The 17,305-nt window shown below is 69.6% G+C and carries 11 protein-coding genes; all 11 read left to right on the forward strand.

Annotation, left to right across the window (positions count from 1 at the left end; translation table 11 throughout):
- The first annotated feature begins 30 nt into the window (after window positions 1–30).
- The gene (locus ABD164_RS08400) at window positions 31–696 is read left to right on the forward strand and encodes a histidine phosphatase family protein (protein WP_344295356.1); all 666 of its coding nucleotides are present in this window, start codon (window positions 31–33) and stop codon (window positions 694–696) included.
- Window positions 696–1,352, forward strand: a complete 657-nt coding sequence (locus tag ABD164_RS08405; protein WP_344295357.1) for a TlpA family protein disulfide reductase — start codon at window positions 696–698, stop codon at window positions 1,350–1,352. Before ABD164_RS08400 ends, ABD164_RS08405 begins: the two co-directional genes overlap by 1 nt.
- Before the next feature lie 37 nt (window positions 1,353–1,389).
- Window positions 1,390–2,142 carry a cytochrome c biogenesis CcdA family protein gene (locus tag ABD164_RS08410; protein ID WP_344295359.1) on the forward strand — a complete coding sequence of 251 codons (753 nt, stop codon included), beginning with the start codon at window positions 1,390–1,392 and terminating at the stop codon, window positions 2,140–2,142.
- The gene (gene resB / locus ABD164_RS08415; RefSeq protein WP_425545926.1) at window positions 2,126–3,964 is read left to right on the forward strand and encodes a cytochrome c biogenesis protein ResB; all 1,839 of its coding nucleotides are present in this window, start codon (window positions 2,126–2,128) and stop codon (window positions 3,962–3,964) included. The genes ABD164_RS08410 and resB overlap by 17 nt, the downstream gene beginning before the upstream one ends.
- 229 nt (window positions 3,965–4,193) lie before the next feature.
- Window positions 4,194–5,207, forward strand: coding sequence for a c-type cytochrome biogenesis protein CcsB (ccsB, locus tag ABD164_RS08420; protein WP_344295360.1), 1,014 nt, complete (start codon window positions 4,194–4,196; stop codon window positions 5,205–5,207).
- 224 nt (window positions 5,208–5,431) lie between these two features.
- Window positions 5,432–6,937 carry an ATP-binding protein gene (locus ABD164_RS08425; RefSeq protein ID WP_344295362.1) on the forward strand — a complete coding sequence of 502 codons (1,506 nt, stop codon included), beginning with the start codon at window positions 5,432–5,434 and terminating at the stop codon, window positions 6,935–6,937.
- A complete protein-coding gene (locus tag ABD164_RS08430; RefSeq protein ID WP_344295363.1) occupies window positions 6,919–8,004 on the forward strand; it encodes a helix-turn-helix transcriptional regulator in 1,086 nt (361 codons plus the stop codon). The genes ABD164_RS08425 and ABD164_RS08430 overlap by 19 nt, the downstream gene beginning before the upstream one ends.
- Before the next feature lie 314 nt (window positions 8,005–8,318).
- Window positions 8,319–8,549 (forward strand): hypothetical protein, encoded by a 231-nt coding sequence (locus ABD164_RS08435; RefSeq protein WP_344295365.1) that lies wholly within the window; start codon window positions 8,319–8,321, stop codon window positions 8,547–8,549.
- A gap of 83 nt (window positions 8,550–8,632) precedes the next feature.
- Window positions 8,633–9,688, forward strand: a complete 1,056-nt coding sequence (locus ABD164_RS08440; RefSeq protein WP_344295366.1) for a multicopper oxidase domain-containing protein — start codon at window positions 8,633–8,635, stop codon at window positions 9,686–9,688.
- Window positions 9,685–10,905 (forward strand): ZIP family metal transporter, encoded by a 1,221-nt coding sequence (locus tag ABD164_RS08445; RefSeq protein ID WP_344295367.1) that lies wholly within the window; start codon window positions 9,685–9,687, stop codon window positions 10,903–10,905. The genes ABD164_RS08440 and ABD164_RS08445 overlap by 4 nt, the downstream gene beginning before the upstream one ends.
- 201 nt (window positions 10,906–11,106) lie before the next feature.
- On the forward strand, window positions 11,107–17,178 hold the full coding sequence (gene pulA, locus ABD164_RS08450) for a pullulanase-type alpha-1,6-glucosidase (protein WP_344295370.1): 6,072 nt from the start codon (window positions 11,107–11,109) through the stop codon (window positions 17,176–17,178).
- The last annotated feature ends 127 nt before the right edge of the window (window positions 17,179–17,305 follow it).

A 17,305-nucleotide genomic window follows, 5' to 3' on the forward strand; every position in this document is an offset into this window, starting at 1 on the left:
CAAAGGGAACGGCTCTCTAGACTGGAACCCGTGCCGGCCGAGCAGATCCATCTCGTGCGCCATGGCGAGGTGTTCAACCCCCAAGGCGTGCTCTACGGGCGACTGCCGGGCTACGGGCTCAGCGACCTCGGGCGCCTGATGGCGAAGGCCGCCGCCGACGACCTCGTGGCGCGCGATCGCCCGGTCGCCGCGCTGATCTCGTCGCCGCTGCAGCGCACGCAGCAGTCGGCCGAGCCGGTCGGCGCGGCGTTCGGGCTCGAGCCGACCCTCGACGACCGGGTGATCGAACCCGTGAACCACTTCGAGGGCAAGCGCATGCGCGGCCCGGGTGGCGCGCTTCGCGACATCCGCAATTGGGGTCTGCTCGTGAACCCGTGGGAACCCAGCTGGGGTGAGCCGTTCCGGTCGATCGCCGATCGCATGATGCTCGCGATCGAAGATGCATGGTCGTCGGTCGACGGCGGTGACGTTGTCATCGTCAGCCACCAGCTGCCGATCTGGATGGTGCACCGGCACCTCGCGGGCAGGTCGCTGTCGCACGATCCGCGACGCCGGCGATGCTCGCTGTCGAGCATCACGACGCTCGAGCTGCAGACGGTCGCGGGTTCGGCGGGCGGGCGGCGGTTCGTCGAGGTCGGCTATTCGAATCCGGCGGCGGGACTCGCCGCGCAGGCGACAGATGTGGGAGCGGTGTGATGAGGGTTCGTCGGTCGAGTAGGCCCCCCAGGGCCGTATCGAGACCTCGCGGCGGGTCTCGAAACGCTCGCTACGCTCGCTACTCGACCGGCGTCCTGGCGGCGGCGCTGCTGCTCACCGGGTGCACGAGCGATCCGCTCGCCGAGCAGTTCCGCGAGGGCAGCGGCAAGAACTACATCGCGGGCGACGGCACGATCTCGGTGTACGCGGCCGACGATCGCGGTGAGCCGATCGAGTTCGCGGGCGAGACCGTCGACGGCGACTCCTATGATTCGGCGGATGTCGCGGGGCAGGTGCACGTCGTCAACTTCTGGTACGCGGGGTGTGCTCCGTGCCGCGTCGAGGCGCCGATCCTCGAAGAGGTGCACGACGGGGTCGACACCGACCAGGTGAGTTTCGTCGGCGTCAACGTGCGCGACCAGGCCGGCACCGCGGCGTCGTTCGAAGACGACTACGGCGTGACCTATCCGTCGATCCTCGACGTCAACGAGGGCTCGGTGCAGCTCGCCTTCGCCGGTCCGGTTCCGCCGGCCGCGGTGCCGACCACGATCGTGCTCGACCAGGAGGGCCGGGTCGCCGCGCGCGTGCTCGGCCAACTCGAAGAGGCATCGATCCTCGACTCGATCATCTCCGACCTGCTCGACGAGCAGGCGTAGCGGCGCGGGCGACGAGCGAGGGCGAGCAGCAGAACACATGGGCGTCGGCGAGATCGTGCTGAACGGGCAACTGCTCGCGGCGATGCCGATCGCGCTCGCCGCGGGTGTCGTCTCGTTCCTGTCGCCGTGCGTGCTGCCCCTCGTGCCGGGCTACCTCGGCTTCATCGGCGGATTCACCGAAGCCTCGGCCGACGCCGTCGAAGAGCGCCGCAACCGACGTCGCCTGCTGCTCGGGGTGCTGCTGTTCATCGCGGGGTTCACGCTCGTGTTCGTGACGTTCAACCTCGTCGCCGGCGTCGCCGGGGCGTGGCTGCTGCAGTACTCCGACGTGATCGTGCGGGTCGCGGGGGCCCTGCTCATCGTCATGGGGCTCGTGTTCATCGGGCAGTTCAGCTTCATGCAGCGCACGATCAAACCCACCTGGCGCCCGGCAACCGGCATCGCGGGGGCACCGCTGCTCGGCATCGTGTTCGGTGTCGGCTGGACCCCGTGCATCGGCCCGACCCTCGCTGTGGTGCTCGCCCTCAGTGCCGACTCGGCGTCGGCCGGACGCGGCGTGCTGCTCGGACTGCTGTACTGCATCGGCCTCGGCATCCCGTTCCTGCTCGTGGCCGCCGGCTTCGGCTGGGTGACCGGGTCGTTGGCGTTCATGCGCCGGCACATCCGCGCGATCAACATCGCCGGCGGCGGCCTGCTCGTCGCGATCGGCCTGCTCATGGTCTCGGGAATCTGGAGCATCTGGATGTATCAACTGCAGGCGGTGATCACCGGTTTTGTCCCCGCGATCTGACCCCGGCGAGCTCTCACGCCCCGCCGACCACATCGACTCGGCCGAGCCCTCGGTCGACGACCGGTCGGCCGTCAACCAGCCCAAGCTCGGCTTCACCGGCTGGGTGCGGTTCCTGTGGCGCCAGCTCACGAGCATGCGCACGGCGCTGCTGCTGTTGCTGCTGCTCGCGATCGCAGCCGTGCCGGGCTCGCTCGTGCCGCAGCGGTCGAGCGACCCCAACGGCGTCACCCAGTACTTCGCCGACAACCCGCGGCTCGCACCGATCCTCGACGGGCTGCAGATGTTCGACGTCTACACGTCGGCGTGGTTCTCGGCGGTCTACCTGCTGTTGTTCGTGTCGCTCATCGGGTGCATCATCCCGCGCACGAAGCACCACTTCGAGGCGCTGCGGGCGCGGCCGCCGCGCACTCCCGCACGGCTCTCGCGTCTCGCGGGATACACCGAGCGGCCGCTCGTCGGTCGAGTAGCGGCGGAGCCGCGTATCGAGACCTCGCCGGCGGATCTCGATACACGTGCTCCTTCGTCGCCCGCTGATCTCGATACGCGTGCTCCTTCGTCGCCCGCTACTCGATCGGCGGGAGAGGATGCTCCTTCGTCGCTCGCTACTCGATCGGCGGTGGAGGCGGCGGAAGAGGCCATCGACGCGGCGGCCGTGCAGCTGCGCCAGGCGGGCTACCGGGTCGAACGGTACGAGCTGCGCGGCGAGGCATCCGTCTCTGCAGAACGCGGCTACCTGCGTGAGACCGGCAACCTCGTCTTCCATACCGCGCTGCTCGGCGTGCTGGTGGCGGTGGGGTTCGGCGGCGGATTCGGGTTCTCGGGCCAGCGCGTGATCGTCGAAGGCCAGACGTTCGTCAACACGCTCGCCGCCTACGACTCGTTCAATCCCGGACGCTTCTTCAACGACACCTCGCTGCAGCCCTACCGCCTGTCGCTCGAGAGCCTCGACGCGGTCTACGAGACCCAGAACGCCGACGCGCTCGGGCAGCCGATCGACTTCACCGCGCACGTGACGGTCGAGGGCCAGGGCGACGACCCGCAGGACGCGAACGTCAAGGTCAACGAGCCGCTCTACACGCACGGCACCGACGTCTACCTGCTCGGCAACGGCTATGCACCGACGATCACGGTCACGAACGCCGACGGCGACGTGGTGTTCACCGACTCGGTGCCGTTCCTGCCGCAGGACGCGAACCTCACCTCGATCGGCGTCGTGAAGGTGCCCGACGGAATGCCCGAGCAGCTCGGCATGGTCGGCTTCTTCTACCCCACGCAGTCGCAGCTCACTTCTGGCGCGTACACGTCGAGCTACCCCGACCTGATTCTTCCGGTGCTGACCCTCAACGTGTACGAGGGCGACCTCGGCATCGACGGCGGCACGCCCACCTCCGTGTACACCCTCGACCCGTCGGGCATGCAGCAGCTGACCGGCGGCGACACCGGAGTCGACTCGATCGAACTCAAGCCCGGTGAGAGCGCCGAGCTGCCGAACGGGCTCGGCACCGTCACCTTCGAGCACGCCGACCCAGATGCCGGCGAGGGCGACTACGCGCAGAGCGTGCCGCGCTTCGCGAGCTTCGACGTGCACCACGACCCCACGCAGATCTGGGTGCTCGTGTTCGCGGCGCTCATCCTGGGCGGGCTGCTCGTGTCGCTGTTCGTGCCCCGCCGGCGCATGTGGGTGAAGGCCGCCAGGCGCCCCGACGGCAGCGTCGTGCTCGAGTACGCCGGACTCGCCCGCGGCGAGGACCCCGGCCTCGAAGAGGCGGTGGCGGCATTCGCCGACAAGCACGCGGGGCCGAAACCATCGCCGGTCGAGTAGGCCCGCCAGGGACCATCGCCGGTCGAGTAGGCCCGCCAGGGGCCGTCGCCGGTCGAGTAGGCCCGCTAGGGGCCGTCGCCGGTCGAGTAGGCCCGCCAGGGGTCGTCGCCGGTCGAGTAGGCCCGCCAGGGCCGTATCGAGACCAGAGACCCCGCAACGGGTCTCGATATACTCCTCGCCGCTACTCGACCGGCGGAATTCCACTTCGACGTAAGGTAGAACGGTGCAGATGACGCTCGACGAGATCTCGATCCTCAGCGTGTACTCGGCGATGGTCGTGTACGCGATCGCCTTCATCGCGTTCGCGATCGACCTCGCGAGGCGCGGCGCGGCGGTGACGGCGGCTGCGGATGTCCCGGCTCGCGCCGAGGCGAAGGTCGCGGTCGGCGCTGCCGCCGGCAGCAAACCCTCGGGGCGCGGCCGTGCCGCTGCGGTGAAGGTCGACGGTGAGGCATCCGATGGTGCCGTCGCCTACGGGCGTTCGCCGGCATTGCGCGTCGGCGTCGCGATGACGGTGCTGGCGTGGGCACTGCACCTCACCGCGACTGTGCTGCGCGGCTTCGCGGCCGGGCGCGTGCCGTGGGCCAACATGTACGAGTTCGCCCTCACGGGCACGCTCATCATCACGACGGTGTTCCTCGTGGTGCTGCTCGTCTCGAAGCACGACCTGCGGTTCCTCGGCACGTTCGTCACGGGGCTCGTGCTCGTGCTGCTCGGCGTCGCGACCATCAACTTCTACGTGAGCCCCATTCCGCTGCCGCCGGCGCTGCAGTCGGTGTGGCTCGTCATCCACGTGTTCGTGGCGTCGGCGTCGGTCGGTTTCTTCGCGCTCGGGTTCGCGCTTTCGGTCGTGCAGCTGCTGCAGTCGCGGCGCGAGGCTGTGGTGGCTTCGGCGAAGGCGGCCAAGCTGACGTTCCTCGCGACGCTGCCGAGTGCCGCGACGCTCGAGAACCTCGCCTACCGCGTGAACATCATCGGCTTCATCATGTGGACCTTCACGCTCATGGCCGGAGCGATCTGGGCAGAGAAGGCGTGGGGCCGCTACTGGGGCTGGGACACCAAAGAGGTGTGGACGTTCATCATCTGGGTGGTCTACGCCGGGTACATCCACGCGCGTGCGACGCGTGGCTGGCGCGGCTCGCGCTCAGCCTGGCTCGCGATCATCGGCTTCTCGACGGTGTTGTTCAACTTCACGGTCGTCAACCTGTTCTTCAAGGGACTGCACGCGTACTCGGGACTCTGATCCTCTCGGTGGTCGAGTAGGTCGCGCAGCGACCCCGGCGGTCGAGTAGGCCCGCCAGGGCCGTATCGAGACCTCGCAACGGGTCTCGATACGTTGGTCTCGAGACGGCGCTGGCGCGCCTCCTCGACCCACTGCCTTCGTCGCTACTCGACCACCGGGTGTGCCGGCCTCGCCTCAGGGCGCGCTCGGTTGCAGCCCCGGTCCCTCGCGGGCATGCTCGCTGTATGAGCAGGGAGCTGCTCGAACGCGAACCCGAGCTTGAGGAGCTCCGCGCCGCCGCGCGGCAGGCATCGGCGGGGCACGGGCGCGTCGTGCTGCTCCACGGCGAGGCGGGCATCGGCAAGACCAGCCTCGCGAGTGCGCTGCAGTCAGAGCCCCCCGATGGCACGCGGGTGCTCATCGGGTCGTGCGACGCGATGTCGACGCCGCGAACGCTCGGGCCGCTGCGCGACCTCGCCCCCTCGTTCGGACCTCGCCTGGGCGAAGCGCTTCGTGCCGGCGACCGCGAAGAGGTCTTCGACGCGCTCCGCGAGGAGCTCGCGGCGAGTGTCACCGTGCTCATCGTGGAGGACGTGCACTGGGCAGATGAAGCGACGCTCGACGTCCTCCGCTTCCTCGCGCGGCGCATCGTCGACCTGCCCGCGGTGCTCGTGCTCACGTACCGCGACGAACTCGACCGTGATCATCCGCTGGGCCGCCTGCTCGGAGACCTCGGCCACGGCGACCATGTCGACCGCATCGCGCTGCGGCTGCTGTCGGCCGACGCGGTCGGCGCGCTGACCGCCGGAAGTGGGCTTGACACCGATCGGGTCTACGCGATGACCGCGGGCAATCCGTACTTCGTGAACGAACTCGTCGCATCGGCCGACGAAGTACACGTGCCGCCCACCGTGGTCGACGCGGTGACCGGGCGGCTCCGGCGGCTCGATGCGGCGACGCAGGATCACATCGAACAGCTCGCCGTCGTGCCGTCGGCGGTCGACCGCGACCTGCTCGCCCGGCTGGTGCCCGGGTCGGAGGGCGCGCTCCGCCCTGCTGAGGAGAGCGGCCTGCTCGCCGTCAGCCCAGAGGGTGTGCGGTTCCGGCACGAGCTGACCCGGCGCGCGGTCGTCGACGCGCTGCCCGCGTCGCGTCGCATCCAGCTCGAACGCCGCGTGCTCGCTGAACTGCTCGCGACGGGCGTCGCCGACCCTGCGCGGCTCGTGCACCATGCGATCGCGGCGGGCGACGCCGACGCCGTGGTGGAGTGGGCACCGCGCGCCGCCCGGGATGCCGCCGCATCGGGCGCGCACCGGCAGGCGGCCGCACACTTCCGGGTGGCGCGCAAACACACAGGCCGCTACGAGCCGGCCGAACGTGCCGATCTCCTCGAGGAGTCCGCGATCGAGTCGCACACCATCGGTGCGGCAGACGACGCGGTGGCCGCGCAGTCGGAGTCCATCGTGTTGCGCCGACAGCTCGGGGACCCCCTCCGGCTCGGGGCGAGCCTGCGATGGCTCTCCCGATTCCAGTGGTTCGACGGTCGTCGTGCCGACGCCGAGGCCGCGGCGCACGAGGCATCCGCCGTGCTCGCCGAAGCGGGCGACCGGGGCCTGCATGCGATGGCCCTCAGCAACGAGGCCCAGCTGGCACTGCTCGCGCACGACACGGAGCGCGCGATCGAGCTCGCCGGACGTGCGATCGCGCTCGCACGCGAGACCGGGGATCGCGAGTGCTCTCGCACGCGCTGAACAACCACGGGACCGCGCTCATGTTCCGGGCCGACGATGCGGGCATCGCCGAACTGATCGAGGCCGCCGACGTCGCGCTCGCAGTCGATGACATGGAGGATGCGGCGCGCGCGTATGTCAACCTCGTCTGGGCCCTGCTCGACCAGTACCGGCTCGACCTCGCCGAGCGCCATCTGGGCCGCGCGTTGGAGCTCACGGAGCGGGCGGAGTTCATCGCCTTCGTCATCTACCAGCGCATGGAGCAGGCCCGGCTCGAACTGGCGCGGGCGCACTGGGACGACGCACTCGCACTGGTCGAGGAGTTGCCCGAGCCGCCGCATTCCCGCTGTGTCGCCCTGACCGTTGCCGGAACCGTGCGACTGCGCCGTGGCGACGACGGTGCCGACGCCGATCTCGGCGAGGCGGGTCGCCTCGCCGACGCGCTCGATGAGTTGCAGCGACGCGGACCCGTCGCCGCAGCCCGGGCGGAGGCGGCCCTGCTGCGCGGCGACCTCGCGGCGGCCCGGGCGATCGCGCGTCCGGAGTTCGACGAGGCCGACCGTCGCGTCGCTCGAGCGCTTCGCGCCGAGCTGGCGTACCTCCTGGTGCGTGCCGGCGACGAGGTCGCGATCGCGGCGGACGACGAGCACCCGTTCGCGGTGCAGGCTCGCGGCGACTGGCGGCGCGCCGCCGATCTCTGGCGAGCGGCCGGATGTCCCTACCACGAGGCGGCGGCGCTCGCCGAGAGCCCAGACGAGGCCGACCTGCTCGATGCGCTCGCGATCCTTGATCGCATCGGCGCCGTTCCACTCGCCCGGCGGGTCAGGGCGGATCTCCGCGACCGCGGCGTACGCAGCATTCCCCGCGGACCCTCGAGCCCGACCCGGCGGAATCCCGAGGGCCTGACCGACCGCCAGGTCGGGGTGCTGCGGCTGCTCGCCGAGGAGCTGACGAACGCCGAGATCGCCGACCGGCTCGTGGTCTCTGTGCGCACGATCGACAGCCACGTCGCCGCGATCCTCACGAAGCTGGGGGTGTCGACGCGCCGGGATGCCGTGCGCGTCGCTCACGAGCTCGGACTGCTCTGACCGCGGGTCGAGTTTCGCGAAGCGCGTATCGAGGCGCGCGGGCGTGGTCTCGATACGCTTCGCTACTCGACCGACGGCGTGATCTCGGTAGTCCCGACGCGTGGTCTCGATACGCTTCGCTACTCGACCGACGGCGTGATCTCGGTAGTCCCGACGCGTGGTCTCGATACGCTTCGCTACTCGACCGACGGCGTGATCTCGGTAGTCCCGACGCGTGATCTCGGTTGCCGTTGCCGATGAGCCGTCATGCCGCCTCGCCGTAGAACGGAGGTGTGCTCGATGAACGGGCGCGAATGAATGGATCGAGAGGCATCATGAACAGCGCACTCATCGGAGCCGGGCACGTCCCAGTCCGCCCGGTCGGTCACCCCACGCTCATCGAGCGTGTCTCCCGCCGCGCCGGACTCGCACTCGTCGCGTGGAGCCGCCGTGCCGAGCAGCGACACAGCCGCGAGCACCTGGCCGAGCAGCACGAGCGGCGACTGGTGGCCGAGCAGCTGCGCGAGGAGCGATTCCGGGCCGTGGCGCTCGCTCGGCTGCTGTGACATCCGATCGCCGCCATTGTATATTTAGGTATCCCTAAATATACTGGGGAGGGTCGAAGGAGATCGCTCGAACGGAGGTCTTCATGGTCGAACTCCCCAGTCGACGCAACGTGCTGCTGGGCGCTGCGGCCGCCCTTCCCGCGGCCGTGCTCGGAACGGCCGCAGCAACGTCCACACATGACGCCGGAGAGCACCCGAGCGGCGGCGACCACGGGTCATCCGGTTCGACGAAGACGACCCCGACGAACCATGTCGGGCACGCGGGCTTTCCCACCGGCTCGGTACCGCCCGAGCGTGCCGGGATCGACCCGACGGCGATCCTGCGCGACTTCGACGCCGGCACCGTTACCACACTGCCGAGCGGGCAGGTCCTGCGCGAGTGGAAGATCACCGCGATCGACCGTGACATCGAGATCGCGCCCGGCGTGATCTTCCCGGCCTGGACCTACAACGGGCGTATTCCCGGGCCGACGCTGTGGTGTCGCGAGGGCGACGCGCTGAGGATCGAGTTCACGAACGCGGGCCAGCACCCGCACACGATCCACTTCCACGGAATCCACACTGCCGAGATGGACGGGACACCCGGCATCGGCGGCGGGTCGATCCTGCCGGGCACCTCGTTCACCTACGAGTTCGATGCCGTCCCGTTCGGCACGCATCTCTACCACTGCCACCAGTCGCCACTGGCCCCCCACATCGCGAAGGGCCTCTACGGCGGGTTCATCATCGAGCCGAAGCGCGGGCGCGAGCCGGCCGACGACGAGATGGTGATGATCATGAACGGGTACAACACCGATGGCGGCGACGACAACGAGTTCTACTCGGTCAACGGCCTGCCGTTCCACTTCATGGATCACCCCGTGCAGGTGAAGCGCAACGCGCTCGTGCGCATCCACCTGATCAACGCGCTCGAGTACGACCCCGTCAACTCGTTCCACGTGCACGCCAACTTCTTCCACTACTACCCGACCGGCACCATGCTCACGCCGAGCGAGTACACCGACACCGTCTCGCAGATGCAGGGCCAGCGCGGCATCCTCGACATCCGCTTCCCGTACCCGGGCAAGTACATGTTCCACGCGCACAAGGTCGAGTTCGCCGAGCTCGGCTGGATGGGCTTCTTCGAGGTGACCGAGTGACGACCTCCCCGCGAACGACATCGCAACAGCACGACGGCGAATCGGGTTCACGCAGTGTTCCGCGTTGGCTGCTCGGTGTCGGCCCGCTGGCGCTCATCGCCCTCCTCATCGGACTCTTCACCCTCCTCAACGCCCCCGGCATCACCGGCGGCGAGGGACGCGTGCCCGAAGAGGCGGTGGCGATCGAGAACATCCGATTCGAGCCCGGCCGCATCATCCTCGCCGTTCGCAACGAGGGCGTCGACCCCGTGACGGTCGCGCAGGTCAACGTGTCGGACTTCTTCGCCCAGTTCACGCAGACCACCGAGCAGATGGCGCCGCTCCAACCGAATACGATCACGGTCGGCTACGACTGGGTGCCGGGCGACCCGTACGAGATCACCCTGATCACCTCGGCCGGGGGCAAGGTCACCGCCGAGGTCGATGCCGCGCCGAGCCCCGAGAAGGGCGCGCAGTTCTTCGGGCTGATGGTGCTCCTCGGGATCTATGTCGGGGTGATCCCCATCGGCCTCGGCATGCTGTGGCTGCCGTTCGTGCGTCGCGCATCCCGCGCCTGGGTGCGGGGGCTGCTCGCCTTCACGGTGGGCCTGCTCGTCTACCTGACGGTGGATGCCACGCTCGAGGGACTCGAACTCGCCGCAGGCAGCGCGGCCTTCGGGGGGAGCCTCGTCGTGTTGTTGGGGGCGGTCATCGCGTATCTGGTCCTCGAGGGGGTCGAGGGGCTCGCCGTGCGGCGACGACGCGATCGGGGCGACGAAGTGGCGCTGCCACCGCAGATGTTCGCGCTCCTGATCGCGACCGGAATCGGCCTGCACAACCTCGGCGAAGGCCTGGCCATCGGCTCGGCGTATGCGATCGGATCCCTCGCGCTCGGGGCATCCCTGGTCATCGGCTTCGCGATCCACAACACCACCGAAGGACTCGCGATCGTCACCCCGCTCGCACGGACGCGGCCGCGACTCGGCCGGCTCGCGATCCTCGGCCTCATCGCCGGTGCTCCGGCGATCCTCGGCGCACTCGTCGGGGCATCCGCCAATCAGCCCACCCTCGCATCCCTCCTGCTCGGCGTCGGCGCGGGCGCCGTCGCACAAGTCGCGGTGAAGCTCCTCCCGCTGCTGCGCAGCGACACCGGCCGGGTCCTGACGCCGGTCACCGTGGCGGGCATCATCGGGGGCGTCCTCTTCATGTTCGTCACGGGCCTGCTCATCGTCGCCTGACGATGTCAGCGGCACGCGCGGCGCGCGTGAGCGGCGTGACCAAGGAGTGAGAGCGTTTGCATGGATCGATGCGCCTGAACGAGCGAGAGCCGCCGTGACGGGTCATCCGATCTGTAAGCGCTTGCATTAACCGCCTCGGCGCTGCTACCTTCGCCAACAGTGTCGGAGGCGCGGAGTCGCGCCGGGAATCGGGAGTCGAAGATGACAGGTCGCACGCGCGCGAAAAGTTGGTTCGCACTGGTGGTCTCGGGGGCGCTCGCCGCGTCGGCCCTGATCGTGATGCCGGGCCTCGCGGCCGCGGCCGAAGAGCCGCGCACGTTCGCGCTCGTGGGCTCGCTGCAGAGCGAGCTCGGATGCTCCGCCGACTGGCAGCCCGAATGCGCCGAGACCGAGCTCATCGCGACCGGCACGCCTGGGGTCTATGCCGCCGAGTTCACGATCCCGGCGGGTACCTGGGAGTACAAGGTCGCCGTCAACGACACCTGGGACGAGGCGTACGGCCTGAACGGCGGCGGCGACAACATCCCGCTGACCGTCGCGGGCGACAGCCCGGTGCGCGTCGTGTTCGATGACAACCTGAAGCGGGTCGGCCTCGAGGCAACCGCGGCGGCGCTGCGCGGCGCCTACGACGAGGCATCCGACGCTTCGCTCGTCGCCGACCCGGTGCGCCAGCCCGGCAGCGACGAGGTGTTCTACTTCGTCATGACCGACCGCTTCGCCAACGGCGACACTGCCAACGACGAAGGCGGGCTCACGGGCGACCGCCTCACGACGGGCTTCGACCCGACCGACAAGGGCTTCTACAACGGCGGCGACCTCGCGGGACTGCGCCAGCAGCTCGACTACATCGACGGACTCGGCACGACCGCGATCTGGCTGACCCCGAGCTTCAAGAACCGCCCGGTGCAGGGCGAGGGCGCGAACGCGAGCGCCGGCTACCACGGGTACTGGATCACCGACTTCACCCAGATCGACCCGCACCTCGGCACCAACGCCGAGCTCGAGGCACTCATCGCCGAGGCGCACGCCAAGGGCATCAAGGTCTACTTCGACATCATCACGAACCACACGGCCGACGTCATCGACTACGAAGAGCAGGCCTACGACTACATCGACCAGGCCACGTCGCCGTACCTCGACGCCGATGGGGCGGCCTTCGACCCGGCCGACTTCGCCGACGCCGACACGGGCGCCGACTTCCCCGCGCTCGACGCGGCGACGAGCTTTCCGTACACGCCGGTGCTGACCGGTGACGACGCGACGGCCAAGGTGCCGGCCTGGCTCAATGACCCGACGCTCTACCACAACCGCGGCGACTCGACGTGGGAGGGCGAGTCGGTCACGTTCGGCGACTTCGTCGGCCTCGACGACCTCATGACCGAGCACCCGACCGTGGTGAACGGCTTCGTCGACGTCTACCAGCAGTGGATCGACCTCGGCATCGACGGCTTCCGCATCGACACCGCCAAGCACGTGAACTTCGAGTTCTGGGAGCAGTGGTCCACGCAGGTGCTCGACTACGCGCACGCCGCCGGCAAGCCCGACTTCTTCATGTTCGGCGAGGTCTACGACGCCGACCCCGTGAAGCTCAGCCCCTACGTGCGCAACACCGACATGAACTCGGTGCTCGACTTCACATTCCAGTCGCAGGCGGTCAGCTTCGCCGCCGGCAATTCGGCGAAGAACCTGCAGTCGCTCTTCGCTGGCGACGACTACTACACGACCCCCGACTCGTCGGCGACGGCCCTGCCCACGTTCCTCGGAAACCACGACATGGGTCGCGTGGGCTACTTCCTGAGTTCGACGGATGCCCCGTTGCAGCGCGATGAGCTCGCACACGAGCTGCTCTTCCTCACGCGCGGCCAGCCCGTGGTCTACTACGGCGACGAGCAGGGCTTCGCCGGCTCGGGCGGCGACAAAGACGCCCGCCAGACGCTCTTCGCGAGCGACGTCGCCGACTACCAGAACCAGCAGCTGGTCACGGGCGAGACCGCGGGCAGCGTCGACCGCTTCGGCACCGACGCCCCGCTCTACGCCCACATCTCGGACCTCGCTGCGCTGCGGGCGGCTCACCCCGCGCTCGCCACGGGTGCGCAGATCGAGCGCTACGTCGACAACGGCGCGGGCGTCTACGCGTTCTCGCGGGTCGACCGGGCCGAGCAGGTCGAGGTGCTCGTCGCGACGAACAACTCCGATGCCGAGAAGGCCGTCGACGTGTCGACCCTCACGAAGGGCGGCGTGTTCGAGGTGCTGTACCGCTCGGCCGGAGCCGACGGTCCGGGCGTCACGGCCGACGCCGACGGCGTGGCATCCGTCACCGTGCCGGCGCTCGGCACCGTGGTGCTGAAGGCCGACCGCACGGTGAGTGCCCCCGACGCGGCATCCGCCATCTCGGTCTCGGTACCCGCCACCGGAGCCGGCGTCACCGGGGTGACGCCGGTCGCGGCCGACGTCGACGACGCGACCTGGCAGGAGACGAGCTTCGCCTGGCGCGTCGCGGGCGCGACGGGCGACGACGCGTGGCACGCGCTCGGCACCGCGGAAGACACGAGCCCCCGCGTCTTCCACGACACGGCCGGTCTCGCGAACGGCACGCTGCTCGAGTACCGCGCGGTGTCGACCGACGCGGCTGGCAACCGCTCGGCGGCGAGCACGTACGCGAGCGTCGGCAACGCCGTGAACCTCGTCGAAGCGGAGGAGCCCGAGCAGCCGATCGACCTCGTGACCGTGCCCGGCTCGCACAACTCCGAGATGGGCTGCGCGGGCGACTGGGCTCCCGGCTGCGAGGTCGCGAAGCTCACGCTGCGCGCCGACGGCATCTACGCCGGCACGTTCGACGTGCCCGCGGGCGACCACGAGTACAAGGTCGCGGTCAACGGCAGCTGGGATGTCAACTACGGCGCGAACGGCGAGCCCAACGGCCCGAACGTCACGTACAGCCACCCAGGCGGACCCATCACGTTCTATTGGAACCCGACGACGAAGGTGATCTCGTCGACCGCCGAGGGTCCCACGGTGACGCTGCCCGGCAGCTTCCAGCAAGAGGTCGGATGCCCCGGCGACTGGCAGCCCGAATGCCTCGCATCGCTCATGCAGGACGGCGACAAGGACGGCGTCTACACGTACGCGACCGACGATATTCCCGACGGCGCATATGAGGTGAAGGTCGCGCACGGCGGCTCGTGGGACGAGAACTACGGCGTCGGCGGCGCACCCGGCGGTGCGAACTACACGTTCACCGCGACGGCCGGCAAGCTCATCGAGCTCCGCTACACAATCGCGACGCACGTGCTCGAGATCGTCGTGACCGACCCGCCGCTCGCCGGTTCGGGCCAGTCGCGGGCGCATTGGGTGAGCGAAGACACGCTGGCCTGGCCGGCCGAGCTGCTCGGCGGCGCTGAGGCGACGGATGTCTCGTGGTCGCTCGAGCACTCGCCCGACGGGTCGCTCGCGGTGAGCGAGGGTGCCGTGATCGGCGGCGGCGACGCCGTCGAGCTCGCCTACGACCCGGCGGGGCTCAGCGATGCGCAGCTCGCGAAGTTCCCGCAGCTCGACGGCGTCATCGCGTTGCACCCGGTCGGTGTCGACCGCGCGGCAGTGGCGCAGTTGCTCACCGAGCAGGTCGCGGTCGCGCAGCGGGCGAGCGACGACACACTCACCGCCTTCACCGGCGTGCAGGTGCCGGGCGTGCTCGACGACCTCTACGCCGACGCCGTGGCATCCGTGCCGCTCGGCGTCACGTGGGACGGCGACGCCGCGAAGCTCACGCTGTGGGCGCCGACCGCCCAGTCGGTGTCGCTCGAGCGCTGGACCGCCGGCGCGGCCGGTGACCCCGAGCTGATCGAGGCCGCGTTCGACGCCGCCGACGGCACCTGGAGCGTCGACGGCCTCGCCGCGGGTGACGAGTACCGCTGGTCGCTCGACGTGTACGCGCCGACAACCGGCGCGATCGAGACGAACTCGGTGACCGACCCGTACTCGGTGGCCCTCACCACGAACTCGGCACGCTCGGTGGTCGTCGACCTCGACGCTCCGGCGCTGCGGCCCGCCGAATGGGAGGACACGCCGGCGCCCGTCGTCGAGCGCGCGGTCGACCGCGCGATCTACGAGCTGCACGTCCGCGACTTCTCAATCACCGATGAGACGGTTCCCGAGGCCGAGCGCGGCACCTACCGCGCGTTCACCCGCGACTCGGCGGGCACCGCCCAGCTCGAGCAGCTCGCCGAGGCGGGCATCAACACGGTGCACCTGCTGCCGACGTTCGACATCGCCACGATCGAGGAGAACCGGGCCGCGCAGGCGACGCCCGCGTGCGACCTCGCGTCGTTCGGCCCGGCCTCCGCCGAGCAGCAGGCCTGCATCAACGGGATCCGCGACCTCGACGGCTTCAACTGGGGCTACGACCCGTTCCACTTCCAGGCGCCCGAGGGCTCGTACGCGGTCGACCCGAACGGCGCCGCCCGCGTGGGCGAGTTCCGCGAGATGGTCGGTGCCCTGCACGCGACCGGCCTGCAGGTGGTGCTCGACGAGGTCTACAACCACACCGCGGCTTCGGGTCAGGGTGGGAAGTCGGTGCTCGACAAGATCGTGCCCGGCTACTACCAGCGCTTGAACGCGGTGGGCAACGTCGAGACCTCGACGTGCTGCCAGAACATCGCCACCGAGCACGAGGTCGCCCAGAAGCTCATGGTCGACTCGGTCGTGCTGTGGGCGAAGGAGTACAAGGTCGACGGGTTCCGCTTCGACCTCATGGGCCACCACTCGAAGGCGAACATGCTCGCCGTGCGGGCCGCGCTCGACGAGCTCACGCTCGAGAACGACGGCGTCGACGGGTCATCCGTCTACCTGTACGGCGAAGGCTGGAACTTCGGCGAGGTCGCGAACAACGCACTGTTCGAGCAGGCCACCCAGGGCCAGCTCGGGGGCACCGGCATCGGCACGTTCAGCGACCGGCTGCGCGACGCCGTGCACGGCGGCAGCCCCGTCGCGGCCGACACGAAGTTCGACCAGGGCTTCGGCACGGGCCTCGGCACCGACCCGAACGCCTACGCCGACGGCACGCCCGAGGAGCAGCTCGCCGACCTCGCGCACCAGACCGATCTCGTGAAACTCGGCCTCGCGGGCAACCTGCGCGCGTACGAGATGACGGATGCCTCGGGCGAGATCGTTCGCGGCGACGAGCTCGATTACCGGGGCTCGCCGGCCGGCTACGCCGAGCAGCCCGACGAGATCATCACGTACGTCGACGCGCACGACAACGAGACGCTCTACGATCACGGCGTGCTGAAGTTGCCGGTCGACACGACGATGGCCGACCGCATCCGCATGAACACGCTGTCGCTCGCGACCACCGCGTTCGCGCAGACACCCTCGTTCTGGCATGCGGGCACCGAGCTGCTGCGATCGAAGTCGCTCGACCGCAACAGCTACAACTCGGGCGACTGGTTCAACCGCATCGACTGGACCGGCCAGGAGTCGACCTTCGGCTCTGGCCTGCCGCCCGAGGCCGACAACGGCGACTTCTGGGACGAGATGGCCCCGCTGCTCGCCGACCCCGCCCTGAAGCCGGGTGCTGCGGATATCGCCGCGGCCGAGGCATCCGCTCTCGACCTGCTGCGCGTGCGCGAGTCGGTGGGGCTGCTGCGGCTCGGCTCAGCGGAGCTGATCGACCAGAAGGTGACGTTCCCGAACAGCGGCGCCGACGCGACGCCCGGGCTCATCACGATGCTCATCGACGACCTGGTGGGCGACGACGTCGACCCCGAGCTCGAGGGAGCCCTCGTCGTGTTCAACGCCTCGCCCGATGTGATCACCGAGCAGGTCGACGGACTCGCGGGACGCGGGTTCGAGCTGGCCGATGCGTTGACGAACGGTTCCGACGAGGTCGTGAAGACGACGGCATGGGATGCCGCATCGGGCACGCTCACCGTGCCGGCGCGCACCGCGGCGGTGCTGGTCGACGAGCAGCCGCCGCCGGCGGTCGCGACCGTCACCGTGGCCGCGCCGAACAAGCTGGTGGCGAAGGCCGGCTCTGGCGTGCACGTCGTCGGCTCGGTCGTCGCGCTCGACGGCAGCGCACCGGTCGGCACGATCACCGTGCTCGAGGGCGACACCGTGCTGGCGACGGCCGAGGTCATTGCCGACGCGGCGGGTGTGTTCAAGGTCAAGCTGCCGAAGCTGCCGGCCGGTGTGCACCTCATTCGCACGACGTTCGACGGCGGCGACGGGTTCGCCGACTCGGCCTCGATGCCGGTGCCGCTGCTGCTCTGGTAGGCCGCAGCGACCGTCGATCGAGCGGTGGGTCGAGTATGCGCGCCAGCGCCGTATCGAGACCTAGCCGACGGAGGAGGCGTATCGAGATCCCGTGCTGCGGGGTCTCGATACGCGCTTCGCGCTACTC

The sequence above is a fragment of the Agromyces neolithicus genome, from assembly GCF_039529735.1.
Classification (GTDB): domain Bacteria; phylum Actinomycetota; class Actinomycetes; order Actinomycetales; family Microbacteriaceae; genus Agromyces; species Agromyces neolithicus.